Annotated in this window: 19 protein-coding genes; 13 read left to right on the forward strand and 6 right to left on the reverse strand. The window is 66.5% G+C overall.

The window, feature by feature from the left end; genetic code table 11:
- Positions 1-58 precede the first annotated feature (58 nt).
- The gene (locus METH_RS18025) at positions 59-5,506 is read right to left on the reverse strand and encodes an alpha-2-macroglobulin family protein (protein ID WP_024091908.1); all 5,448 of its coding nucleotides are present in this window, start codon (positions 5,504-5,506) and stop codon (positions 59-61) included.
- 148 nt (positions 5,507-5,654) lie between these two features.
- Between METH_RS18025 and METH_RS18030 the strand changes: the two genes are divergently transcribed.
- Positions 5,655-7,928, forward strand: coding sequence for a response regulator (locus tag METH_RS18030; RefSeq protein ID WP_024091909.1), 2,274 nt, complete (start codon positions 5,655-5,657; stop codon positions 7,926-7,928).
- A gap of 106 nt (positions 7,929-8,034) precedes the next feature.
- Here the strand turns inward: METH_RS18030 and yaaA are convergent, their stop codons facing one another.
- The 3 genes from yaaA to METH_RS18045 form a co-directional block, all read right to left on the reverse strand.
- The gene (gene yaaA / locus METH_RS18035; RefSeq protein ID WP_024091910.1) at positions 8,035-8,799 is read right to left on the reverse strand and encodes a peroxide stress protein YaaA; all 765 of its coding nucleotides are present in this window, start codon (positions 8,797-8,799) and stop codon (positions 8,035-8,037) included.
- A 56-nt stretch (positions 8,800-8,855) separates the two neighbouring features.
- Entirely contained in the window at positions 8,856-10,913 is a 2,058-nt protein-coding gene (recQ, locus tag METH_RS18040) for a DNA helicase RecQ (RefSeq protein WP_024091911.1), read from the reverse strand.
- A gap of 217 nt (positions 10,914-11,130) precedes the next feature.
- On the reverse strand, positions 11,131-11,418 hold the full coding sequence (locus METH_RS18045) for a YggT family protein (RefSeq protein WP_024091912.1): 288 nt from the start codon (positions 11,416-11,418) through the stop codon (positions 11,131-11,133).
- 133 nt (positions 11,419-11,551) lie between these two features.
- On the opposite strand from METH_RS18045, the gene METH_RS18050 reads away from it, so the two are divergent.
- The 12 genes from METH_RS18050 (at position 11,552) to METH_RS18105 (ending at position 21,637) form a co-directional block, all read left to right on the forward strand.
- Positions 11,552-12,100 carry an acyl-CoA thioesterase gene (locus METH_RS18050; RefSeq protein ID WP_024091913.1) on the forward strand — a complete coding sequence of 183 codons (549 nt, stop codon included), beginning with the start codon at positions 11,552-11,554 and terminating at the stop codon, positions 12,098-12,100.
- A gap of 17 nt (positions 12,101-12,117) precedes the next feature.
- Positions 12,118-13,515, forward strand: coding sequence for an MFS transporter (locus METH_RS18055; RefSeq protein ID WP_281173431.1), 1,398 nt, complete (start codon positions 12,118-12,120; stop codon positions 13,513-13,515).
- Positions 13,512-14,381 carry a penicillin-insensitive murein endopeptidase gene (gene mepA / locus METH_RS18060; protein ID WP_024091915.1) on the forward strand — a complete coding sequence of 290 codons (870 nt, stop codon included), beginning with the start codon at positions 13,512-13,514 and terminating at the stop codon, positions 14,379-14,381. Before METH_RS18055 ends, mepA begins: the two co-directional genes overlap by 4 nt.
- A complete protein-coding gene (locus METH_RS18065; protein WP_024091916.1) occupies positions 14,354-15,268 on the forward strand; it encodes an esterase-like activity of phytase family protein in 915 nt (304 codons plus the stop codon). Before mepA ends, METH_RS18065 begins: the two co-directional genes overlap by 28 nt.
- Before the next feature lie 187 nt (positions 15,269-15,455).
- Entirely contained in the window at positions 15,456-16,091 is a 636-nt protein-coding gene (locus METH_RS18070; RefSeq protein ID WP_024091917.1) for a queuosine precursor transporter, read from the forward strand.
- 246 nt (positions 16,092-16,337) lie between these two features.
- Complete coding sequence (gene arfB / locus METH_RS18075) at positions 16,338-16,757, forward strand: alternative ribosome rescue aminoacyl-tRNA hydrolase ArfB (protein ID WP_024091918.1); 420 nt, start codon at positions 16,338-16,340, stop codon at positions 16,755-16,757.
- Between the two features lie 67 nt (positions 16,758-16,824).
- Positions 16,825-17,571, forward strand: a complete 747-nt coding sequence (locus METH_RS18080) for an SDR family oxidoreductase (protein WP_024091919.1) — start codon at positions 16,825-16,827, stop codon at positions 17,569-17,571.
- Positions 17,568-17,921 carry a cupin domain-containing protein gene (locus METH_RS18085; RefSeq protein WP_024091920.1) on the forward strand — a complete coding sequence of 118 codons (354 nt, stop codon included), beginning with the start codon at positions 17,568-17,570 and terminating at the stop codon, positions 17,919-17,921. The genes METH_RS18080 and METH_RS18085 overlap by 4 nt, the downstream gene beginning before the upstream one ends.
- Positions 17,922-18,015: 94 nt before the next feature.
- Positions 18,016-19,038, forward strand: coding sequence for a P1 family peptidase (locus tag METH_RS18090; protein ID WP_024091921.1), 1,023 nt, complete (start codon positions 18,016-18,018; stop codon positions 19,036-19,038).
- A gap of 109 nt (positions 19,039-19,147) precedes the next feature.
- The gene (locus tag METH_RS18095; protein WP_024091922.1) at positions 19,148-19,609 is read left to right on the forward strand and encodes a c-type cytochrome; all 462 of its coding nucleotides are present in this window, start codon (positions 19,148-19,150) and stop codon (positions 19,607-19,609) included.
- 150 nt (positions 19,610-19,759) lie between these two features.
- Positions 19,760-20,302 carry an isopentenyl-diphosphate Delta-isomerase gene (gene idi / locus METH_RS18100; protein WP_024091923.1) on the forward strand — a complete coding sequence of 181 codons (543 nt, stop codon included), beginning with the start codon at positions 19,760-19,762 and terminating at the stop codon, positions 20,300-20,302.
- A 78-nt stretch (positions 20,303-20,380) separates the two neighbouring features.
- Positions 20,381-21,637, forward strand: a complete 1,257-nt coding sequence (locus METH_RS18105; protein WP_024091924.1) for a flavin-dependent oxidoreductase — start codon at positions 20,381-20,383, stop codon at positions 21,635-21,637.
- Between the two features lie 250 nt (positions 21,638-21,887).
- On the opposite strand, the gene glpK is transcribed toward METH_RS18105, so the two are convergent.
- Together glpK and panC are read right to left on the reverse strand one after the other, a co-directional pair.
- Positions 21,888-23,378, reverse strand: a complete 1,491-nt coding sequence (glpK, locus tag METH_RS18110; protein WP_024091925.1) for a glycerol kinase GlpK — start codon at positions 23,376-23,378, stop codon at positions 21,888-21,890.
- 67 nt (positions 23,379-23,445) lie between these two features.
- The gene (panC, locus tag METH_RS18115) at positions 23,446-24,306 is read right to left on the reverse strand and encodes a pantoate--beta-alanine ligase (RefSeq protein ID WP_024091926.1); all 861 of its coding nucleotides are present in this window, start codon (positions 24,304-24,306) and stop codon (positions 23,446-23,448) included.
- Position 24,307: the final 1 nt, after the last annotated feature.

Here is a 24,307-nt window from a genome sequence, read left to right on the forward strand (position 1 = left end):
GGGCGCTTCGCACCCCCCCAGGCCCGGGCGCGGCCCTCAGCTTTGGTCCGCCAGCGTTTCACCTGACCTCCACACGCCCCGTTGCGCTGCGGGCGCGGTAGGCGGGGCGGTACATGTCCTCAACCGAAGCCGCGGGGTGGTGGAACCTGCCCGGCGTCACCGCGCGGGCGATATAGGCCAGCGTCACCGGCGCGGCGCCGTGCACATTCACCGCCGCCAGAAAGCGGTCGCTGCGAAACTCGGCATGTTCGGCCTTGGCCGGGTTCAGCCAGTCGAGATCGCGCAGATCGCCGGAGCGCAAGAGGTTCGGGTTGTCGATCTCGAACCCGGCGGGCAGCGGGTCGCTGATCATCAGCCGGGCGCCGGTCTTTTCATGCGGCTTCACCCGCAGGACCGCCACAAACCGCGCGCCGGCGCGGACGGACCCGGCGTCCATCGGCTGGCCCTCCAGCGTGTAGTAGCTGCGCTCAATGGTGTAGCCGAAGCCGCCCGCGGCGGGCGCAACCCGGGGCACGCCGAGCGTGGTCAGGGTGATGTCCGCGGTGCGGCCGCTGGCGGCGGTCAGGGACAGATCCGGCATGTCCTGCCCGTCTGCGGCCTGCACGAACGGGCCCTGGACGGGCTGGCCGTTCACCAGCAGGCCGGAATCTTCGGGCCGCTGGGTCAGCGCGTGGGCAGCCATCAGCGTCCAGGCGGCCTCTTGCGTGGACCGGGTGCCGCTGGCGCCCGAGAGCCGTGCGGACAGGCTGACCCGGTCCACAGCCTCTGACCCCGCCTCGGCGGCCAGGGCCAGAACCCCGGCGGTATCGCGCAGGCCGGTGCCGAAATCGGCGCGCCACAGGCGGCTGTCCTTGTTTTCGGCATTGCCGATCATCTGCGCGGCGCGGGCGAACATTGCGTCCGCCCGCCGCTGGTCGCCATAGGCCGCGAGCGCGGCGCCCAGCTGCGCGGCGGCAAGCGGGGTGGCAAAGGCCTCGCCCTTCACATCGGCGTAATAGCGCAGGTCGCCCATCCGGGCCGCCCCCTCGCGCGCCAGCACCAGAAGGGCATAGGCAATATCCCCGCCGCCCCTGTCGAAGTCGGGGGCGTAGTTGATGCGGTTGCGCAGGTTGTCCATCGCCTGGGCGAAGGCCTGCTGCGGCACCTCATAGCCTTGCGCGCGGGCGCGGCTGAGGAAGTCGCTGGCGTAGGCATCGAGCCAGAACTCGCCGCTGCCTGCGCGCCACATCCCGAAGGCGCCGCTGGGGGCCTGGCGGGTCAGCACCTTGCGGATCGCCGCGTTGATGCGGCTGTCCACTGCCGGGCCATCGCCCAGCCCCGCTGCCTGGGCCACGCTGCTGAGGTACAACAGCGGCAGCGCCTTGGAGGTGACCTGTTCGGTGCAGCCATAGGGGTACTGGTCCAGCTCCGCCAAAAGGCCCGGCACGTCGAACTTGGCCAGCGGGCCGGAGGAGATGGCGGCCCGCGCGGTGCCCGGCAGGAGGCCGGTGAAGATGTCCCTGCTGAACAGGAAGGTGTCGCCGCCCGCGAGCGTGAAGCGGCGGGTCTGCGAGACCACGGGATCATTGGCGCGGACCGGCAGACGCAGATCCTGGCGCAGCCGCTGCCCGTCCGGGGTGGTGAGGGTGAGGGTCAGCTGGTGGTCGCCGGCACCTTGCGCCGTTACTGGCAGTTCCAGCACAGCCTTGCCCTGCTCCGCCAGGGTAACCGAGGCAGGCAGGCTGCCGAGGGTGAGGCCGCCGCCGGTGCTGGCACTCAGCGCCATCTCGCCAGCCGGACCGCCGGCATGCACGATCTCGATCCTGGCGCGGCTTTCATCGCCGGGCGCCAGGAAGCGCGGCAGGGAGGCGGTGACCACCACCGGGTCGCGCACCAGCATGTCGGCCTCGGCCTGCCCTACGGCTTTGCCCGACCAGGCCACCGCCATCAGCCGCACGGTGCCGTTGAAAGCGGGCAGGGTCATCGGAAACTCCGCCGCGCCATTGGCGCCCACTTTCAGGGGACCGGAGAAGATCGCCACCAGGTCCTGGGCCGGCGGCGGCGATTGCATCTTGAGGCCGGTTTCGGCGTCGCCGCCGGAGCGGATGCGGCCCATGGCGCCGTTGCCGGGGTCGATCAGGCGGCCATAGACGTCGCGCAGCTCCATCCCCATTCGGCGCTGGCCGTAGTAATGCGCGCTGGGATCGGGGCTGGTGAAGCCGGTGAGATTGAGGATGCCAAGGTCGACGGCGGCAACCGTCAGCCAGACCTCTTCGCCCTCGTCAGCGCCATCCACGCGGAGTTTCGCAACCTGAGTGCCGCGCGGGCGGGCCACTTCGGGCACCTCGATGGCGACCTCCAGCTGCTGGTCCGGCTGGGTGATGCCGGCATGCGCCAAACCAAGGGCGCGCAGCGGGGTGCGGCCCTGCTTGCCCGCAACCGGCTGGATCACCGTTGCGGTCACATAGGCGCCGCTGCCCCAGTCCTGCGTCACTTCCAGCGGAATCACGGTTTCGCCCGCGGGCACCTCAACCGCCATCCGGCGGATCAGGTGGTCCGAGACCACCGAGATCAGCGCGGTGCCTGCGGCCTGCGGCACGATACGCAGGCGGGCGGTGCCGCCGGGGGTGTAGGTTTCGCGGTCCAGCGACAGCTCCAGCCGGGCGGGTGTTTCGGTGCTGCCTTCGGGGGCGTACCAGCCGGCATAGAAATCCAGTGCAGCGGCGGCATAGGCGCCGTCCAGACGCTCCACCACCAGCTCATACCGGCCCCAGTCGACGGGCTGCGACAGTGCCAGCGGATCGCGGCCCAGCTGCGCCTCGCCGGTGGCGACGCGGCTGCGGCGGGTGATCGGCTCCCAGTTCCAGTTGCCGTAAAGCTGATACCACTGATAACGGGTCTCGACCCGGTTCAGGGTCCATTTCACCCGCATCGGCATCGGCGTCAGGTCCGGCGACAGGGCGATGAGGTCAAAGCCGGCCTCGGACCCTTCTGCCGCGACCTCCTCAAACAGCGGCTTGATGCCAAGCACGGGACCGGCAGGGCGCACGGGAAGCTCCAAAGTGCGCTCCACCGGGCGGGCGGCGCCGTCAGCGACGCGGGTGGTCAGGGTGGCCGTCAGCGGTTTGCCCTCGGCCGGGGCGGCGGCAGGCAGGTTGACCGCAAAGACAGCGCGGCCGTCGGGGCCGGTTTCCTGGCCGCCGAAATACCCGGTCTGGCCGGAGGACGCCGCATCATAGCGGCCAAAGCGGAAGCCGGGCCATTGGTCCAGCGTGCTGGCGGCGCTGAGGCGGATGCCGCCTTCCACCTTCAGCCCCGCGCCGGGAGCGCCGAACAGGTAATCTGCTTGCAGAGCGATCTGCGCGGCAGCGCCGGGCTGGAGGGCGTCCGCGTTGGCGACCTCCTGCGCGAAATCTATACGCTCGGGCAGAAAATCCTCAACCAGGATCTGGCGGCTGGCGAGTGCGGGCGCCTTGAGGTCGCTCTTGATCTCGATCCGCCAGGTGCCGCGCGGCGCGGCGGGGCCGGTGGCCAGGGCAAAGACATGGCCGCCCTTGCGGCCCGCGGCGGAGGTCTGGCGGCTGTATTCCACGCCGTCGGGACGCAGCAGGATCGCGGTAAGCGGCAGGCCCTCGACGGCTTGTGCCCTGGCGTCGCGGGCCAGCGCGGTCATATGCACGGTTTCGCCTGCACGGAAGGCGCCGCGGGTGGTGGCGAGGAACACATCCACCGGCCCCGGCGCCGGGCGGCCGGCAACGCCGCGGTCGGAAAGATCGAAGGCGGCGTCATTCAGCGGCAGGAAGGTGAAATCCCCCTGCCCCGCCTGCGCGGTGATCAGCGCCGGCGCCGCACTGCCGGAGCCGCGGGTCAGGCCGGGGGCGAAATGCACATAGCCGCTGGCGTCGCTGGTTTCAGTCGCCTGCACCTCATTGGCGCTGGAGATCAGGCTGACCTTGGCATCCGCCTGCGGTTCGGCATCTGCCAGCCCCAGCACCTGCACATGCAGACCGTCGCTGCCGGACATGGTGCTGAGGCCGAGGCCGGTCAGCACAAACCATTGCGTGGCACCGGCGTCATCATAAGGATCGGCGCCCGGCACCCGCGCGGTGAGGGCGTAGAGACCCGGTTTCTGTCCTGTCAGCGCCTCGTCCAGCGGCAGGCGGCTGGTCATTGCCTGATTGAGCGCGGTGTCCACCCCGGCGCTGCCCTGCCAGATCTCCTCGGCAATATCCGCGGCGAAATGCTTATCCTCCCACTGCGACAGCGGCCGGGCGAAATAGCCCTCCTGCAGGGTGCGCAGGACGTTGCGGCTGCTGACCCGGCGCAGCCGCAGGTCCAGTTCCGTGAGGTTCACCGTCTCCACCGGCAAGGCTGCCGCGCCGCCGGCCGGCAGCACATAGGCGCGGCCCGGGAAGCGGACCGATGGCGCGCGGTCGCGGACATAATGGGTCAGTCCGACATCTTTATAGAGCTGCTCGCCGCTGGCCGAAGGCAGGCCGCGGCGCAGGGTCAGCTGGTAGCGCTTGCCATGCTCCGCCCCGTCAAAGCACAGCTGCCGGCCGGATGCGGTGACCGCCAGGCTGCTGCCGGCCAAGCGCACGTAGTTTTCGTAATCGGTTCCGGCCTGTTCCAGGTCCTCGGAAAACTCGGCGCAGATGCGGGGGGCGGCACTGTCGCTTTCAACCGTGGAACCGGTGACGCGGAAGCCGTATTTCCGGACCGCATATTGAATCAGCTCGGCATTTTCCTTGAGCGGAATGATGTCGTCGGCCAGGCGCAGAAGCGGCAGCATCTCGCGGCCGCGGCCAAGCGCCTCCGCCGCTTTAGCGGCCTGACGAAGGGCCTGCGCCTGATCCACCGGGGCGGCCGCCCGCAAGTAGCCGTTGAGGGCCGCTGAATGAGCCTCCTGCCGGAAGCGGCGCTGCTGGGAGCGGTTGCCGGAGTCCTGGGCGGCGCGCAGCAAATAGGCCGAGAAGCGGGTCCAATCCGCGGCGGAATCCGTCAGCACCAGCGCCTGCCCCATCCAGCGCAGCGCCGCGAGCGGCTGCCCGGCGCGGAACAGCGAACGGGCCGCCGCGACCGCCTCGGCGGCATCCTCTGCGGTCAGCGGGTAGGCCAGGCCAAGCGATTGGGCGAGCGTGGCTGCGTGCGGCAGATCCAGGCCCGGGATTGCCGCCAGCCGGCCTGCCCGCGCGGCGGCCTCTGCCTGCAGCCCGCCGGGGGCCGGCAGTTTCAGCGCCGAAAAGGCGCCCTCGTAGGGGCTGGGCCGGTTCAGGGCGGATTTCGGGAAACAGGCATTTGCCTTCTGGTTGAACACAAATCCGGAACAATCCGCCTGGGCAGAACAGGCCCGCGCGCAGGCGTCCACGTCGGTATCGAACAGCGGCTGCAGATCCGAGCCGAAAAAGTCGGTGTCGGCAAAAGCCTTGTAACGGAAATCAGGCACCGCCGGACCGGCCCAGGCAACGGGCAGGAACGCAATAAAAGCAATAACATACAGCAGAATAGAAGCAAACAGACGCGGCATGGCACCCTCCAATACTGGGGGCAGGCTGGCATGGGTTTAACGTCATAGCAAGATTCACCCGCGTAACACGTAAGGGCAGCCCTGCTGTTTCCTGCGTGCGGAATTGCCGCGCGCTGTTTGTGTTAATGTATTTCCGGAGTTCGCAGGGATGACCCTTGCCAGCAAATTAGCGGAAGAAAGACGGGCCCGTCTGGCCGCCGAGCGGCTGCTCGAGCTGAAGAAGGCTGAGCTGTCGGCTGCCAACCGCAAGCTGGGCCGGCATGCGCTGGCGCTGACCATGAAGATCGGGCAGACCCAGGCCGAAGTGGCCACCGTGCGCGACGAGAACGCCAAGGTGAAATCCGATCTCACCACCGCGCATGAAAAGGTGGAGACTGCGGAGCGGCGGCTGTGGCATTCGATCCAGGCCTTTCAGGACGGGTTTGCCTTTTTTGATGCCGCTGGCAGCCTGATCGGGGCGAACACCGCCTATTTCAATATCTTCGACGGCCTGGAAGAGGTCGCGCCCGGCATCTCCTATGTGCGGATCCTGGAGCTTCTGACCGGCGAGGGGCTGATCAATACCGGCGAGCTGAGCTCCGATGCCTGGCGCGAAATGATGCATGAGCGCTGGCTCTCCCCCGCGCCCGATCCGGTAGTGGTCCAGCTGTGGGATGAGCGGTATTTGCGGCTGATCGATCAGCGCGGCCATGGCGGCGACATGGTGTCGCTGGCGCTCGATATCACCTCGACCGTGCACTACGAAAAGGAGCTTTGCGCCTCCCGCGCCCGCGCTGAAGCGGCCAACCGCGCCAAATCCGCCTTCCTCGCCAATATGAGCCATGAGATCCGCACCCCGATGAACGGGGTGGTGGGCATGGCGGAACTGCTGTGCGACACCGATCTGGATGAAGAACAGCGGCTTTACACCAGCACCATCAAGAACTCGGGCGAGGCGCTGCTGGTCATCATCAACGACGTGCTCGACTATTCCAAGATCGAGGCCGACAAGCTGGAACTGCACCCCGAGCCCTTTGATCTGGAGCGCTGCCTGCACGAGGTGGTGATGCTGCTGCAGCCCACCGCGCGGGACAAGGGCATTGGCTTGCTGGTGGATTACGACCTGTTCCTGCCCACCCGCTTTACCGGCGATCCGGGCCGCATCCGGCAGGTGCTGACAAATCTGGCAGGCAACGCGGTGAAGTTCACCAGGGAGGGGCATGTGACCCTGCGGGTGACCGGCATCACATCGCCCGACAACAGGGAATGCGCGGTGCATGTCAACATCGAGGACACCGGCATCGGCATCCAGAAGGAGAAGGTCGGCCACATCTTCGGCGAGTTCAACCAGGTCGAGGATGACCGCAACCGCCAGTTCGAAGGCACCGGCCTGGGGCTGGCGATTTCCAAGCGGCTGATTGAGCTGATGGGCGGCGAGATCTGGGTCGACAGCGAGGAAGGCAAAGGCTCCTGCTTCGGCTTCCGCCTGCCGCTGCCCATTGACGGATCAGCAGGACAGGATGTGCCGAAGCTGCCCGGCTCACTGCGCCATGTGCTGCTGGCGGATGATTCGCCGCTCAACTGCGAGATCCTGCAGAAACACCTGCTGATGCTGGGCATTCAGGTCACCACTGCGGAAACCGCGGCTGGCGCGCTGGCCGCGATGCACGGCAGCATTGATCTGGTCATCTGCGGCCACAATCAGCCCGGGCTGGATGGCGTGCAGCTGACGAGGACCCTGAAATCCGGAGCCTGGCGCGGGGTGCCGGTGCTGATGCTGAATTCCGGCCCGCAGGGCGCCAATGACCCGGAAATCCGCCGGCTGGCGGACGGGGTGCTGCAAACCCCTGCCCCGCGCGACGAACTTTTCAACCAGCTGGCCAGGCTGGGGGCGATTGCAGCCGGCGCTGGCTGCGCGGCACCGCTGCAGGAGGCGCTGACGGCAGACAGGGCGGCAGCACCGCAGGCAGATGCTGCGGCACCGCAGAGTGAACCGCCCGCCGGGCCGCAGCCGGAACTGCGCCGGATGCGGGTGCTGGCGGCAGAGGACAACAAGACCAATCAGCTGGTGTTCAGCAAAATGGTGAAAGAGCTGAACCTGGAACTGAAGTTTGCCGGCAACGGGCTGGAGGCGGTCGAAGCCTTCCAGACGTTCCGCCCGGATATGATTTTCATGGACATTTCGATGCCGGTAATGGACGGCAAGGAAGCCACAGACAGGATCCGCAGCATCGAGGCTGACACCGGCGGCCATGTTCCGGTTGTGGCCCTGACCGCCCATGCGATGGCAGGCGATTCAGACGGCATCCTCGCGGCCGGCCTGGACCATTACCTGACCAAGCCGCTGCGCAAGGCGCTGATCCACGAAAAGATCCGCGCCTTTGCGCCGAAGGGGACACAGCCACTGGATCCGGACGGCCCGCCTGCCCCCGCTGCCGCCTGAGCGTCCGAGCAGTCTGAGCCGGCAGGTCTCTCCCGCCGCAGCCACGCCCAACCGTAAAGGTGCTTTCTTTGAAAGCGCCGGAGCGGCCGGGAGCCCTCCGCCTGTCTCAGGCGCTGCGCAAAAAGACTGGCTTGCCGGGGTCCGACAATGCCGGCTGATAGACGTAGCCGCCGGCGTCGAAGTCTGTGAGGCTCGCCGCATCCGTCAGCCGGTTCTGGATAACGAAGCGCGCCATCGCCCCGCGGGCGCGTTTGGCGTAAAAGCTCACCACCTTGGGCGTGCCGTTCTTGTCTTCCATGAACACCGGCGTGACCACCCGCAGCTTCAGCGCCGACAGATCCACGGCGCCGAAATATTCCTGACTGGCACAGTTGACCAGAACGCTGGCATTTACCGCTTCCGCCTGCGCATTCAGCGCGTCAGAAATCTTGCTGCCCCAGAATTCATAAAGGTTCTTGCCGCGCGCATTTTTCAGCCGCGATCCCATTTCCAGCCGGTAGGGCTGCATCGCATCGAGCGGGCGCAGCACGCCGTAAAGTCCGGACAAGATGCGGAAGTGCTCCTGCGCCCAGGCCATTTCGTCAGCATCCAGCGAGCCGGCCTCCAGCCCCTGATAGGTGTCGCCGGCAAAGGCCAGCGCCGCCGGGCGGGTGGCTTCCGTTTTCGGATCGGCGGCAAAGTCCTGAAACCGCGCATGGTTCAGCTTGGCCAGATCCTCGCTGATGTGCATCAGCTTCATCAGATCGGCCACGGATTGGCCGCGCGCCACCTCTGCCAGCTCTACCGCGTCGTCATGCAGCGCGGGCCAGGTCATCGCCTGCTCCCGTTCCGCCCAGTCCAGCTTCTTGGCCGGAGAGGTCACTACCAGCATATCTGCCCCTTTGAATTCTTGGCCCGGCTGCCAGGCCCGGGTTCCTTGGCGCGACCCTAGCCCGCGCCGCGCAGGACGTCCAGAAACGCCGCCGCGAAACGTTCGGCGCGGCGCTCCCCTAACAGCCTTGTGATCCCGGCCTCGTCATCGCTGCGCATCTGCGCCACCTTGGCCAGGAGCGAGGCCGAACAGGTCAGCGGTTTCAGTGTGCCGCAGCCGCCGCGCGCCAGCTGCGCCTGAACCTCCAGCAGCCGGTCATAAGCCGGCCCCGCCTCGCGTCCCGCCAGCTTGCGGCGCGCCGGGTGGAGCTGTTCCGCCGCCCCGGTGATCACGTCCAGAAAATCATCGCCGTAGCGCTCCAGCTTTTTGGCGCCGACACCGCTGATGCGGGCCATCCGGTCCAGGGTTTCCGGGCGGGTCTCGGCCATCTCGATCAGGGTGCGGTCAGGGAAGATCACATAGGCCGGCACTTTCTGCGCCTCGGCCAATGCACGCCGCTTGGCCTTCAGCGCCGACAGCAGCGGCGCGTCCTCTTCCGAGACCAGCGCCTTGACCGCCGGGCGGCGGTCGGCGGATTTGATGGTGTCGCGGCGCAGCTCGATCGACTGCTCGCCGCGCAGGATCGGCAGCGCCGCTTCGGTAAAGCGGAGCGCGCCGTGGCGTTCCGGATCGGGGCGCAGCAGGTCGTGGCCCATCATCTGCCTAAACACCGCCTGCCACTGGCGTTTGCCGAACTCCTTGCCGCAGCCATAGACCGACAGCTGGTCATGGCGCTTGGCGCGGATCCGCTCGTTATCAGCGCCCAAGAGGATGTCGATCAGATGGCCGGAGCCGAACCATTCCTCGGTCCTGAGCACGGCAGACAGCGCCTTCCTGACCACGGTGGTGCCGTCGAACACATCGGCCGGCGTATCGCAGAGGTCGCAATTTCCGCAAGGCTCCGCCGCCTCGCCGAAATAGGCCAAGAGTTTCTGGCGGCGGCAGCGCAGCGCCTCGGCCAATCCCAGCAGCGCGTTCAGCCGGGCATGGTCGGCGGCGCGGCGTTCCGGCGGGGCCAGCCCTTCATCCACCTGGGTGCGGCGCAGGCGGATGTCGTCGGGGCCGAACAGGGTGAGGGTTTCGGCGGGTGCGCCGTCGCGCCCCGCGCGGCCGATTTCCTGATAATAGGCCTCGATGGATTTCGGCAGGTCGGCATGGGCGACCCAGCGGATGTCGGGCTTGTCTATCCCCATGCCGAAGGCGACGGTGGCGACCACGATCAGCCCATCCTCGCGGGCAAAGCGGGTTTCCACGATGCGGCGGTCCTCGGCCTCCATGCCGCCGTGGTAGAAACAGGCGGAATGGCCGGCCTCGCGCAGGGCGGCGGACAGCGCTTCGGTCTTGGCGCGGGTGCCGCAGTAGACGATGCCGGACTGGCCCTTGCGGGCGGCGGCGAACTCCAGGATCTGGCGGCGCGGGCTGTCCTTGGCGGCAAAGGCGAGGTGGATGTTGGGCCGGTCAAATCCGCGCAGGAAGCTGCGCGGCGCCTCGCCGTCGAACAGCTTCTGGACGATTTCTTCCTGGGTTTCCTGATCGGCGGTGGCGGTGAAGGCGGCCAGCGGCACATCCAGCGCGCGGCGCAGCTCGCCGATGCGCAGGTAATCGGGGCGGAAATCATGGCCCCACTGGCTGACGCAATGGGCCTCGTCCACCGCAATCAGGCTGACGCCGATCCGCCGCAGCATCCCCATCGCCGCGCCCGAGGCGAGCCGTTCCGGCGCCATGTAGAGGAGTTTCAGCCGCCCGGCCTCGATTGCTTCCCAGACGGCTTCGGTTTCCTCATCCGTGTTGCCGGAGGTGAGCGCGCCGGCGGTGACGCCCGCCTCCTGCAGGGCGCGGACCTGATCGCGCATCAGCGCAATCAGCGGCGAGATCACCACGGTGACGCCCTCGCGCAGCAGCGCGGGCAGCTGGAAGCACAGGGATTTGCCGCCGCCGGTGGGCATGATCGCCAGCACGTTTTCGCCCGCGGTCACGGCGTCGACGATCTCCTCCTGCCCGGGGCGGAAGGCGTCAAAGCCGAAAATCTCGCGCAGGATCGGGGACGCGCCTGTCAGGGCTGCCGGGACTGTCATGGGGGCGGGTGGCCTCGTGGTGCTGGTGTCTGCTCTTGCTTGGCAGGCACAATCCCACAGGAGGCATGGGGCGGCAAGGGCGTTGAGGTTGCATTCTTGCGCTGAGGGCAGCACCCGACCCTGGGCGGCGTGAAGCGCCCTCCCGTTTTGCCGGAGGCAAACCTTTGGTTTGACGGGGAGGGTCGGGCGCTGCCCGGCCTATCGGCCGGGCAAGAGATCAGTAGAACGCCGAGACGTTGTTCACCAGGATGATGCGCAGCGCGTAGACCGCGATCAGCACCGCCAGCGGCGCCAGGTCGATGCCGCCCATATTGGGTATGATGCGGCGCACCGGGGCATAGAGCGGCTCCAGAATGCGGTTCAGCCCGTACCAGATCTGCGCCACCAGCTGCTGGTGCAAGTTCAGGACCTGGAAGTTGATCAGCCAGCTCATGATCACATGGGCAATGATGAAGAACCAGACAATGTCCAGGATCAGCATCAGGATTTGGAACAGCGAAACCATCTGTAATTCCCTCTTTCGAACAGCCACACAGGTAAGCAGACGCGGCGAAATGCGCAAGGCTTCCGCGAGGTTGCAGTTGACGCGCTGTAAACGGGTGGCATCACGGGCGCAAGCGAAACAGGAGGCCCTGCGCATGTACCCTATATTCCGCCTGATCAAGGATACCGTTCTGGCCAGCCGGATGCCGCGGCTGCCGATCACCGGCCTGCATGTCTCGCACCACATCTGCTGGCCCTGGGATCTGGACATGTGGATGGAGCTGAACAACGGCCGCACCATGACGCTGTATGACCTGGGCCGCACCATGCTGGCGCAGCGGGCGGGGCTGATCGGCGCGCTGAAGAAAAACCGCTGGGGGCTGACGGTGGCGGGATCCTCGGTGCGCTACCGCCGCCGCATCCGCGGCTTTGAGAAGTTCGAGATGCGCAGCCGCGCGGCGGGCTGGGATGACAAGTTCATCTATGTCGAGCAGTCGATGTGGAAGAAGAACGGCGACTGCGCCAGCCATGTGATGCTGCGCACCGCGGTCACCGGCCGGAACGGGATTGTCCCGCCCGCCACGGTTCTGGCTGCATTGGGGCAAGACACTGAAATTTCTCCCGAATTGCCGGGCTGGATCAAGGATTGGTGCCAAGCGGATGGCGGCCGCCCCTGGCCGCCGATGCAGGACGGGCTTGCCTAGGCCCCTGCCCGCCTGCCATACCTGAAGGCAACGATAAAAAGAGGCCGGGCATGCAGCAGGTATCCACGCGCAAGCGGATCTGGGGATGGTGGTTCTTTGACTGGGCCAGCCAGCCGTATCAGACACTGCTGGTGACGTTTGTATTCAGCCCGTTTTTTGCCGCTGCCGCGGCGGATTACTTCATGTCCCAGGGGCTGGCGGACGAGGCCGCCAAGGCGCAGGCGCAGACCGTCTGGTCGCTGTGCCTGACGGTGACCGGGCTGATCATCGGCTTCGGCGCGCCGTTTCTGGGCGCGCTGGCCGATATCACCGGGCGGCGCCTGCCCTGGATCATGATGTTTTCACTGATGTATCTGATCGGCGCCGGGGGGCTGTGGTACATGGATCCCGGCGGCAGCAACCTGTGGTGGATGCTGATCAGCTTCGGTTTTGGCTTCATCGGAGCCGAATTTGCGCTGATCTTTGTCAATGCGCAGCTGCCCACCCTCGCCAGCCGCGAGGATGTCGGGGATGTGTCCGGTTCCGGCTTTGCCTTTGGCTATCTTGGCGGTGTGATAGCGCTGTTCATCATGCTCCTGCTGTTTGTCGAGCAAAGCTCAGGCAAGACGCTGATCGGCCTCAGCCCGGCCCTGGGGCTGGATGCGGCGGCAAAAGAGGGCACCCGTGCCGTCGGCCCGTTCACCGCGGCCTGGTTTGCTGTTTTCATGGTTCCCTATTTCCTGTGGGTCAAGGACCAGGCCGCCACCGGGCGCAAGGCCAGCCTGGGCAAAGCCTGGCAAATGGTGGTCAAACTGGTTGCCAGCCTGCGCCACCGGCTGAGCCTGGCGGCCTATCTTGGCTCGGCGATGTTTTACCGCGATGCGCTGAACGGGCTGTACGGGTTCGGCGGTGTCTATGCCAAGCTGGTGCTGGGCTGGGAGATCACCCAGATCGGCATTTTCGGCATTGTCGCCGCCTTTGCCGCCACCGTGTTCAGCTGGCTGGGCGGCAAGGCCGACCGGCGGCTGGGCCCGAAACCGGTGATCATCACCTCGGTCCTGGTGCTGGCCTTTGTCTGCCTGATCATCGTCAGCATGTCGCGGAGCCAGATTTTCGGCTTTGCCCTGGCAGAGGGCTCCACCCTGCCCGACAGGGTATTTTTCGGCTGCGGCATTCTGATCGGCGGCTTCGGCGGCATCCTGCAGGCCGCCAGCCGCAGCCTGATGGTGCGCCACACCAGCCCTGCGGATGCGACCGAAAGCTTCGGCCTGTATGGATTGTCGGGGCGTGCCACCGCATTCCTCGCGCCGGCGCTGATCGGCCTGGCCACCACCGTGACCGGCAGCGCCCGGCTGGGGATCACCCCCGTGATCGGGCTGTTTCTGATCGGATTGGTACTGTTGTTCTGGGTTCAAGGAGAAGGAGATCAGGAGTGAAACTGTTTCTTGCCATCTGTTTGGCGGTTGCGGGCCTATACAGCCCGGCAAGCGCGCAAACCCCCGCCAAGGCCCTGTTCGGAGCCAAGCCCGGCGCCTCGCAGCAGCGCCCCGCGCCGTTCGGCTCTTATGCCAAGGGCTGCGTTGCCGGCGCCGCCCGGCTGCCCGAGACCGGCCCCACCTGGCAGGCGATGCGCCTGAGCCGCAACCGCAACTGGGGCCATCCGGCGGCGATTGAATTCGTCAAGGATCTGAGCCGCGTGGCGGCCAGGCAGCGCGGCTGGAAGGGGCTTTATATCGGCGACATCAGCCAGCCGCGCGGCGGGCCGATGCTGTCGGGCCACCGCAGCCATCAGATCGGCCTCGATATCGACATCTGGATGCGGCCGCCGGACCGGCTGAACCTGAGCCGCAGCGCGCGGGAAAACATCTCCTCGATCTCGATGCGCCGGGCCAGGGGCGCCTATGTGAATTCCAGCTGGACCCGCGCCCATCACGAAATCCTCAAGGCCGCGGCCAAGGACAAGCGGGTGGCGCGGATTTTCGTCTTTCCCGGCGCCAAGGTGCAGATGTGCAATGACGAGAAGGGCGACCGCCGCTGGCTGCGCAAGATCCGGCCCTGGTGGGGCCATCACTACCACTTCCATGTGCGGCTGGCCTGCCCGCGCGGCGCGCGCGGCTGCGCGGATCAGGCCGCCCCGCCCAAGGGCGACGGCTGCGCCGATGCGCAGCGCTGGGTCAATGACATTCTGAACCCGCCGCCGCCGAAACCAGTTGACCCCAACGCGCCGAAGCCTAAACCGAGAAGGGATTACACCCTTTCGGACCTGCCCAAGCAATGCGCCGCCGTTCTGCGATCAAACTGACCCTGGCCCTTGCGGCCGCCGCCTGCCTGGCTGCGGCGGCCTATGCGGCCAACCGCCCCGCCGCCGCCGCGGCGGGCAAGGCGCAGTACCTCAGCAGCTATACCTGGAAGCTGAACCAGCGCTGGTTCGGCGGGTTCTCGGCGCTGAAGCTCAGCAGCGGCGGCACCGCAATGACCGTGCTCAGCGACCGGGCCACTTTGGTGACAACCCGGATCCAGCGCAGCCAGGGTCTGATTTCCGGCATCACGGCCCGGCGCGCGCACGGACTGCGGTCTTCCACCGGCAAAACGCTCAGAGGCTTTGCCGGCGACAGCGAAGGTCTGGCGGTGGCCGCGGACGGCAGCCGCTATATCTCCTTTGAAGGCGCCGCACGGGTGGCGCGCTACCAAAGCCCCGGGAGCCGCGCCACGGTGCTGCCGCGCCCCAAGGCGTTCCGCAGCCTGCCGCCCAACAAATCGCTGGAAACCCTGGCCATCGATTCCCGCGGGCGGCTGTATACCTTGCCCGAACGCGCCCTGGACAGGCACGGGCAGATCCCGGTCTGGCGCTGGAACGGCCGCCGCTGGTCGCACCCCTTCAGCCTGCCGCCCGAGGGTGGTTTTCTGCCGGTGGACGCCGATTTCGGCCCCGACGGGCGGTTCTACCTCCTGGAACGCGACTTTACCCTGTTCGGCTTCCGCAGCCGGTTGCGGCGCTGGGACATCACCGCCGCCGGGCCGGTGAACGAGGCGATCCTGCTGCAGACCCGCTCCGGCATCCATGACAATCTGGAAGGGCTGTCGGTCTGGGCTGATGGCGGCGGGCGGCTGCGCGCCACGATGGTGTCGGACGATAATTTCCTGCCCTTTCAACGCACCGAAATAGTGGAATACGCGCTGCCCCGCTGACCACCCGCCGCCGCGCCGCGGCAGCGGCGCCGGGCCCAACCGGGCGGCGCATTTCCTGAAATGCGCCCGAGCGGACGGGAGCCCCTGCCCCGCAGGATGCTTGCAGCAGCGGCAGCTCCGGTTTAAAGCGCCAGTCTTCTGCCGTGGCAGGGATGATGCCCGCGGCCTTGATAAATGGATCCGGCCCATGACCCGCTCGCATATTCCCGGCATCGTTGCCATGGCTGCCGTCGTGGTGGCCTCCAATATCCTGGTGCAATTCCTGTTCGGCCAATGGCTGACCTGGGGCGCCTTCACCTATCCCATCGCCTTCCTGGTCACCGATGTGATGAACCGGGTCTACGGCACCGCAGCGGCGCGCAAGGTGGTTGTGGCCGGTTTCCTGGCCGGGGTTGCCTGTTCGCTGATCGGCACCCGGATCATGCTGCAGGGCGACGGCTTCACCTATCCGGCCGTGACCCTGCGGATTGCGCTTGCCTCCGGTGTTGCCTTCCTCACCGCGCAGCTTCTCGACGTGGCCGTGTTCTCAGCCCTGCGCGAGGGCAAATGGTGGCGCGCGCCGCTGGCCTCGACCCTGATCGGCTCCTCCGTCGATACCGCGCTGTTCTTCACCCTCGCCTTCTCCGGCGGGCTCAGCTGGCTGGAGCCCGGCAACGATGTGGCCTGGGCGGGCGAGGTGCTGCCGCTGCTGGGCAGCGGCCCCTTGGCGCCGCTGTGGGTCTCGCTGGCCGCGGCCGACTGGATGGTGAAACTGTCGCTTGCGCTGCTGGCGCTTGTGCCGTTCCGCATCATCGTGCGTAAACTGACCGAAAAGACCACATGATTTTGTTTTGACATCTGCCGAATCTGTGGCAGGCTGAAGTCACACGAAACATTCAGAAAGGAGGTGCCCATTGTCTAGAGAAGCTATGGAGAGCAGTGCCGGAACAGTTCAGAAGGTGTGCGGCCGAGGCAGCCCTTGGCGCGTATAAACCCCTGAATTGGTGCTGACCTAACCGGTGCACCTCCTATCATCTCGAAGGGCTGTTCCCGCGTGTGGGAACAGCCCTTTTCGATTACTGACTGAGCCATGATCCACGTTAACGCGCAAATCTCCCTGCAGGACTGGGAAGTCACCGAAAGCTTTGTCCGCGCCTCGGGCCCCGGCGGCCAGAATGTGAACAAGGTGGCCACCGCGGTGGAACTGCGGTTCGAGGCCGAACGCTCGCCTGCGCTGACGGCTGCGGTCAAGAACCGGCTGAAACGGCTGGCCGGGCGCCGCTGGACCAAGGAAGGCGCCATCATCCTGCAATGCGACGAGACCCGGTCGCAGCAGCGCAACCGCGAGATTGTGCGCGAACGGCTGGCCGAACTGGTGCGCAAGGCGCTGGTGGCGCCAAAGCGGCGGATTGCCACCAAACCGACCCGCGGTTCGGTCAAGCGGCGGCTTGAGGCCAAGAAACAGCGCGGCGGGCTGAAAGCGACGCGCGGTAAAATCGACCCGGACTAATCCAGCGGATTGCACCCGCCGCCCGCTCCGCCCATGCTGCTGGCAAAACAGCAGGGAGGAAAAGAACATGCGGCTGGCAGGAAAGACCGCGATCGTGACCGGCGGCGCCTCGGGCTTTGGCGCCGGGATTGCGCGCAAGTTCCTGGCGGAAGGCGCCCGGGTGATGATTGCCGACATCAATGGCGCCGCGGCAGCGGAACTGGCCGCCGAGCTGGGCAGCAACGCCACCGCCCATCAGGTGGATGTCTCCGGCGGCGCCTCGGTCAATGCGATGGCAGAGGCCGCGCTTGCCGCCTTTGGCCACCTCGACATCCTGGTCAACAATGCCGGGGTCACCCATCTGCCTGCCCCTTTGGAGGACATCGCCGAGGAGGATTTCGACCGGGTGATGGCGGTCAACATGAAATCCGTCTACCTGACCGCCCGCGCCCTGGTGCCGCATATGAAGGCGCGGCAGACCGGCGTGATCCTGAATGTCGCCTCCACCGCCGGCGTGTCGCCGCGGCCCAACCTCAACTGGTACAATGCCTCCAAGGGCTGGATGATCACCGCCACCAAAACCATGGCGGTGGAACTGGCTCCGCACGGCGTGCGGGCCAATGCGATCAACCCGGTGGCCGGGGAAACGCCGCTGTTGAAGACCTTTATGGGCGAAGATACCCCGGAAATGCGCGCCAAATTCCTGTCGACCATCCCCATCGGCCGCTTTTCCACCCCCGAGGACATGGGCAACGCGGCCTGTTACCTGTGTTCGGACGAGGCCGGCATGGTGACCGGAGTGGCAATGGAAGTGGACGGAGGACGCTGCATATGACCCCCGTGAACCTGGCTGAGAAACTGGCAATGTTCTCCAGCCATTGGGACCCGCGGGTGGTGGCGGACTATAATGGCAATGACGTGATGGTGGTGAAGTTCCAGGGTGAATTTCCCTTCCATCAGCATCCGGGCACCGATGATTTTTTCCTGGTTCTGGAGGGCGAAATGGTGATGGATATCGAAGGCCTGCCGCCGCGGACCGTCCGCGCGGGCGAGCTGTTCATTGTGCCCAAGGGCGTCAGCCACCGCCCGCGCGCCGAACAGGAATGCAAGGTGCTGCTGATCGAGCCCAACGGCGAGCCGAACACAGGCGATCCGGCGACGGCAGCCCCTAAGCCCCGTATTTAGACAGCCTGAAACCGGCTGTTTCACCATTCCCGAACTACGCGCGCCGCAGTCAGCCCTCACCTGCGGGCTTCGGCCAAGCAAAGGACTGCCCGATATGATCCCCGGCCCCCGAAATCTGATCACTGACGTCCCCGGCATCCTGGTCGGCAATGCGCAGGATACGGTGCTGAAGTCCGGCACGACGGTGCTGACATCGGACAGGCCTTTCACCGCATCCGTGCATGTGATGGGCGGTGCACCGGGGACGCGGGAGACGGACCTGCTGGCGCCGGACAAATCGGTGGCAAAGATCGACGCGCTGGTGCTGTCCGGCGGCTCGGCCTTTGGGCTGGATGCCTGCTCCGGCGTGATGGATGCGCTGCACAGCCAGGGCCGCGGCTTTCCGGTCGGCCCGGCACGGGTGCCGCTGGTGCCGGGCGCGATCCTGTTCGATCTGCTGAACGGCGGCGACAAGGCATGGGAGGAAAATCCCTACCGCGCCCTGGGCCGGGCGGCGTTCAAGGCCGCGGCAGGGGCGTTTGATCTTGGCACTTTTGGTGCGGGCACAGGCGCGCTGACTGCGATGCTCAAGGGCGGGCTGGGATCGGCCTCGCTGGTGCTGGACAGCGGCGTGACCGTGGGGGCGCTGGTGGCCGCCAACCCGCTGGGCGCTGTCACCACGCCGGGTGAACGGCATTTCTGGGCGGCACCGTTTGAAATCGGGGATGAATTCGGCGGATTGGGCCCGGATCCCGCAGCCGGGCTGGGCCGCAGCCCGGAGAGCCGCAAACTGGCCGCCATGCAGACGCTGGGCAATGCCCCCCTGCCGGAAGAGCGCGCCAATACCACCATCGCCATTGTCGCCACCGATGCCGCACTCAGCAAGGCGCAGTGCCAGCGGCTGGCCACCGCCGCCCATGACGGCATCGGCCGCGCCATCGTTCCGGCCCACGCGCCCGGCGACGGCGATCTGGTCTTTGCCGCCAGCACCGGCGCCCGCGCCCTGGACCACCCGGATGCGGACCTTGGGCCGGTCTGCCATGCCGCCGCGCTGTGCCTCAGCCGCGCCATCGCCCGCGCGATCTCTCACGCCCGCCCGGACCCCGGCGATCTGCTGCCCTGCTGGGCAGTGCCCTGAAAATCTGCAACTTCCTGCCATGACATTGATGCGCGTCAAACTGCCGGTTGACACCGCCGGCTATTGGATCATGAGTCAAACCTGCCAACTCAAAACCGGAGCAAGCAATATGAAACTTCTCGTGACAGCCGCCGTTTTCGGCCTCCTCGCCGCCCCAGCCTTTGCCGAAGGCGACCCGGCTAAGGGTGAGAAGGGGTTCAACAAATGCAAATCCTGCCACACGGTCGTTTCGGACGACGGCGATGTGATCGTGAAGGGCGGTAAGACCGGCCCCAATCTGTGGGGCCTGGCAGGCCGCACCGCGGGCAGCGTTGAAGGCTTCAAATACAGCGATGACCTGGTTGCGGCAGGCGAAGCCGGGCTGGTCTGGGACGAAGAGAAGTTCATCGGCTTCACCACCGACCCCAAGAAATTCCTGCAGGCCGAAACCGGCAACGCCAAGGCCAAGTCGAAAATGTCCTTCCGCCTGAAGAAGGGCGGCGAGGATATCTTTGCCTTCCTGGCCGGCCACGGCCCGGCGCCGGCGGAGGAAGCCGCAACCGAGGAAGCCGCAGAAGCCGCTTCCGAGTAAGGCCTTTCCGGCAGAACGGCCACAAAGCCGCGGCATTTGCGCCGCGGCTTTTCGCGTAATTGCTTTCGTCACCCGCAGAGGTTAGCGGTAGAAGCCAGGCCATCGCAGTTGCGGCAGGCCGCGCCACAAAAGAACCGTCATGGACACAGCATGAGCCACATGATCCCCGCCTGGGTGAACGGCGATTTGACACCGGTGGACAAGCTTGCCGCGCATGAGCGCGGACTGAAGCACAAGGCGGTGTCCGTCTTTGTGGTCAAAGGCGTGGATATCCTGATGCAGCGCCGGGCGATGGGCAAATACCACACGCCCGGCCTCTGGGCGAACACCTGCTGCACCCACCCGATGTGGGATGAACAGCCGTCGGCCTGCGCCGTGCGGCGGATGCGTGAGGAGCTGGGGCTGACGGGCCTCTATCCCGAGTTCCGCCATCACCTGGAATACCGCGCCGATGTCGGCAATGGCCTGATCGAGCATGAGGCTGTTGATGTCTTTCTGGCCCATGCCCACCGCCCCGTGACCATCACCCCCGACCCGGATGAGGTGATGGAGACCCGCTGGGTCGATTATCATGACCTCTTGGCCGAAGTGAGCCGCCACCCGGAGCGTTTCACGCCGTGGCTGAAAATCTATCTGCACAACTATGCGGATGTGATTTTCGGGCCTGACCTGATGATCACCGGGCGGCGCTGACCGCTTTCCCTTTTTGCCAGCTTGCCCGCGGCCGCGCGCCGTGGTTATCTGCCTGCACAAATAGGGAGTATACTTACTATGTCCATTCTCATCGCCGGCGGCGGCATAGCCGGGCTGTCACTCGGGCTCACACTGCATCAGATCGGTGTGCCGTTCCGCATCTTTGAGGCGGCCCGGGAACTGAAGCCGATGGGCGTCGGTATCAACCTGCAGCCCAATGCAGTGCGGGAGCTGCTGGATCTGGGGCTGGAGGCGGAGCTGGACGCCATCGGCGTGCGGACCCGGCAGCTGGGGTTTTACAGCAAACTGGGCCGGACCATCTGGGAGGAGCCCCGCGGCACCAGCGCGGGCTATGCCTGGCCGCAGTTCTCGGTGCACCGGGGCGAATTGCAAATGCTGCTGTACCGCGCGCTGGCAGAGCGCGCCGGGCCGGAGTGCATCGAAACCGGCGCCCGGGCGGCCGGGTTTGAAAACACCGCGGGCGGCGCCGCTTTGCTGCTGGCGGACGGACGGCGGGTTGACGGTTCCCTGGTGATAGCGGCGGATGGCATCCACTCCGCCCTGCGCGCGCAAATGGTGCCGGAGGAGGGCGCCCCGGTCTGGAACGGCCGCATCCTGTGGCGCGCCACCGCCCGCGCGCCTGCCTTCAAGGGCGGCGCGGCGATGGCGATGATCGGGCACGACCATTTGCGGCTGGTGGCCTATCCGATCTCGGCCCCGGACGCGGCGGGCCGCGTCGCAATGAACTGGATTGCGGAAAAGAGCTTTGACCCTTCCGCGCCCTGGCGCCGGGAGGACTGGAACCGGCCTGCGGATATCAATGACTTCCTGCCCGACTTCGCGGAATGGCGGTTCGGCTGGATCGATGTGCCGGCGCTGATCCGCGGGGCGGAGGTTGTCTATGAATACCCGATGGTGGACCGTGATCCGCTGGACAGCTGGACGACCGGCAATGTGACCCTGATGGGCGACGCGGCGCATCCGACCTATCCGGTCGGGTCGAACGGCGCCAGCCAGGCCATCGTCGATGCGCGGGTGATCGGTGCGCGGCTGCTGGAACACGGCGTGACGGCAAAGGCGCTGCAGGCCTATGAGGCAGAGCTGCGCCCGCTGACCACAGCGGTGGGGCGTGCCAATCGCGCAGGCAGCGGGCCGGACGGGGTGCTGCAGCGGGTCGAGGATCTCTGCGGCGGCAACTTCAGGGATATCGGCGAGGTGATCCCGCAGGCGGAGCTGGCCGCCCATGCCGCCAAATACAAGTCGATTGCCGGCTTTTCCATCGAGGGGCTGAACGCCCGCCCCCCGACCATACCCACAGGCGCCCGCGTCAGCTGAGGCCCGCCCGCGGCCAGCCGCGGGTCAAGGGCGGCGCAGCCGCCGTGCCGCAGGCTCGGTTCCCCGTTGAGGCGCGGATGGGCGGACACACAGTTGGAAAGGCGCATTGAAGGGCAGTCCTGCCCTTCAATCGCTTCTCAGTAAAAAAGAAAACGCCGCGCAAAGCGCGGCGCCACGCCCAACTGTGATGCACATTCTGTGAATGGGCAGCAGCAGGCGGGAGCCCCCGCCCTGCCCTATCTCACCGCGGTCAGACCCCGATCACCGCCTGCACGGCACGCTGCCAGCGGGCATAGGCCGCCTGGCGGGCCGCAGGCTGCATCAGCGGCACGAACTGGCGGTCGAGCTTCCAAGTATCGGCAAAACCGGTCTGGTCCGGATAGATCCCGGCCCGCATCCCCGCCAGCCAGGCCGCGCCCAGCGCGGTGGTTTCCTGCATCACCGGGCGGTCGACCGCGGCCCCCAGCAGGTCGGCGAGGCTTTGCATGGTCCAGTCGCTGGCGCTCATGCCGCCATCGACGCGCAGGGTCACGGTGTGGTGGCTGTCGTCCTCCCAGTCAGCCCGCATCGCCTCATACAGATCGCGGGTCTGATAGGCGACGCTTTGCAGGGCTGCGCGGGCAAATTCCGCCGGGCCGGAATTGCGGGTGAGGCCGAACACCGCGCCGCGGCACTCCGGCTGCCAGTAAGGCGCGCCAAGGCCGGTGAAGGCGGGCACCAGAATCACGTCCTGGCCCGGATCCGCCCGCAGCGCCAGTTCGCCCGAGTCGGATGCCTGTTCGATGATCCCCAGCCCGTCGCGCAGCCATTGCACCGCGGCCCCGGCGATGAAGATCGAACCTTCCAGCGCGTAGGTCGGCTTGCCATCCAGCTGATAGGCGATGGTGGTCAGCATCCGGTTCTTCGACACAACCGGCGCATCGCCGGTGTTCAACAGGGCAAAACAGCCGGTGCCATAGGTCGATTTCATCATCCCCGGGCGGAAGCAGGCCTGGCCGATGGTGGCCGCCTGCTGGTCGCCGGCCACGCCCAGAATCGGAACAGCGCCGCCCAGGATCTCCGGATCGGTGGTGCCGAAATCGGCAGCGCTGTCCTTCACCTCCGGCAGCATCTGCTGCGGCACCTCCAAAAGGTCGCTGATGGTGCGGCTCCAGCGGCCCTTGCGGATGTCATACATCAGCGTGCGCGCGGCATTGGTGGCATCGGTCACATGCGACGCACCGCCGGTGAGGCGCCAGATCAGGAAGCTGTCCACCGTGCCGAACAGCAGATCCCCCGCCGCCGCCCTGTCCCGCGCGCCAGGCACCAGGTCGAGGATCCACTTCACCTTGGTGCCGGAGAAATAGGGATCGAGCAGCAGCCCGGTGCGGTCGATCACCACGTTCTCATGGCCGTCCTGACGCAGCTGCTCGCAAATGGCGGCGGTGCGGCGGTCCTGCCAGACGATGGCATTGTGGATCGCCTTGCCGCTGGCCTTGTCCCAGACCACGGTGGTTTCGCGCTGGTTGGTGATGCCAATGCCGGCGATCTCGGCAGCAGTGACATCCAGGTCCGCCATCACCTTGCGGCAGACCGCGACGGTGGTGTCCCAGATCTCCTCAGGGTCGTGCTCCACCCAGCCCGCCTGCGGGTAGTGCTGGGCAAACTCCTGCTGTGCGGTCCCCGCGACCTGCATTCCCGCATCAAACAGGATTGCCCGGGTCGACGTGGTGCCCTGATCAATTGCCAGAATATAGGTCATCTGCTGCCCTCCAGTCTCCTCTGACCGGGGAGCATAAACGCAAATGTGTTACCGCTGCCAGCCCCTACTAAGATTTTAGTTGAAGAACTTCGATATTGTCGATCAGCCGGATGTTTCCCATCCAGGCGGCAGCCAGCAGACGGGCGGGCCGGGCGGGTGCTTCCAGGGCTTCCAGCGTCCCGGCGCAGCGCAGGTCGAAATACTCCACATCGCCGAACCCGCTCTCGGCCAGTGTTTTGCGCGCGGCAGCCTCGAGCGGCGCCCAGGGTTCTCCCGCCGATGCCTTGGCAGCGGCCTCCCGCATTGCCGCATTCAGAGCGGCCGCCCGCGCCAGCTGATCCGCGGACAGGCGCAGATTGCGCGAGGACATCGCCAGCCCCGACGCCTCGCGCACCGTCTCGCAGCCGACGACTTCGATCGGGATATCCAGGTCGCGGGCCATCCGGGTCACCACCATCAGCTGCTGGTAATCCTTCTGGCCGAAAAACGCCTTGTCCGCGCTGGTCTGCAGGAACAGCTTGGCCACCACCGTAGCCACCCCGTCGAAATGGCCGGGGCGGAAGGGCCCTTCCATCACATCGGTGATGCTGCCGCCGACCGAGACATTGGTGGCATAGCCGTCCGGGTAGATCTGATCCGGGTCCGGGACATAGATCAGATCCACCCCCAGATGCGCGAGCTTTTGCGCGTCGTCAGCTTCGGTCCGGGGATAGTTTTCCAGGTCTTCCGGCGTGTTGAACTGCTTGGGGTTCACGAAGATCGTCACAATCACCCGGTCGCAGGACGCCTTGGCCGCTTCAGCCAGAGACAAATGGCCCGCATGCAGCGCGCCCATGGTCGGCACCAGGCCGATGGTCTCGCCGTTGCGGCGCCAGTCCGCGGTCTTGGCGCGCAAATCGGACAGGCGGCGCAGGATCGGTGCAGTCATG

Source organism: Leisingera methylohalidivorans DSM 14336, assembly GCF_000511355.1.
GTDB classification, from domain to species: Bacteria; Pseudomonadota; Alphaproteobacteria; order Rhodobacterales; family Rhodobacteraceae; genus Leisingera; species Leisingera methylohalidivorans.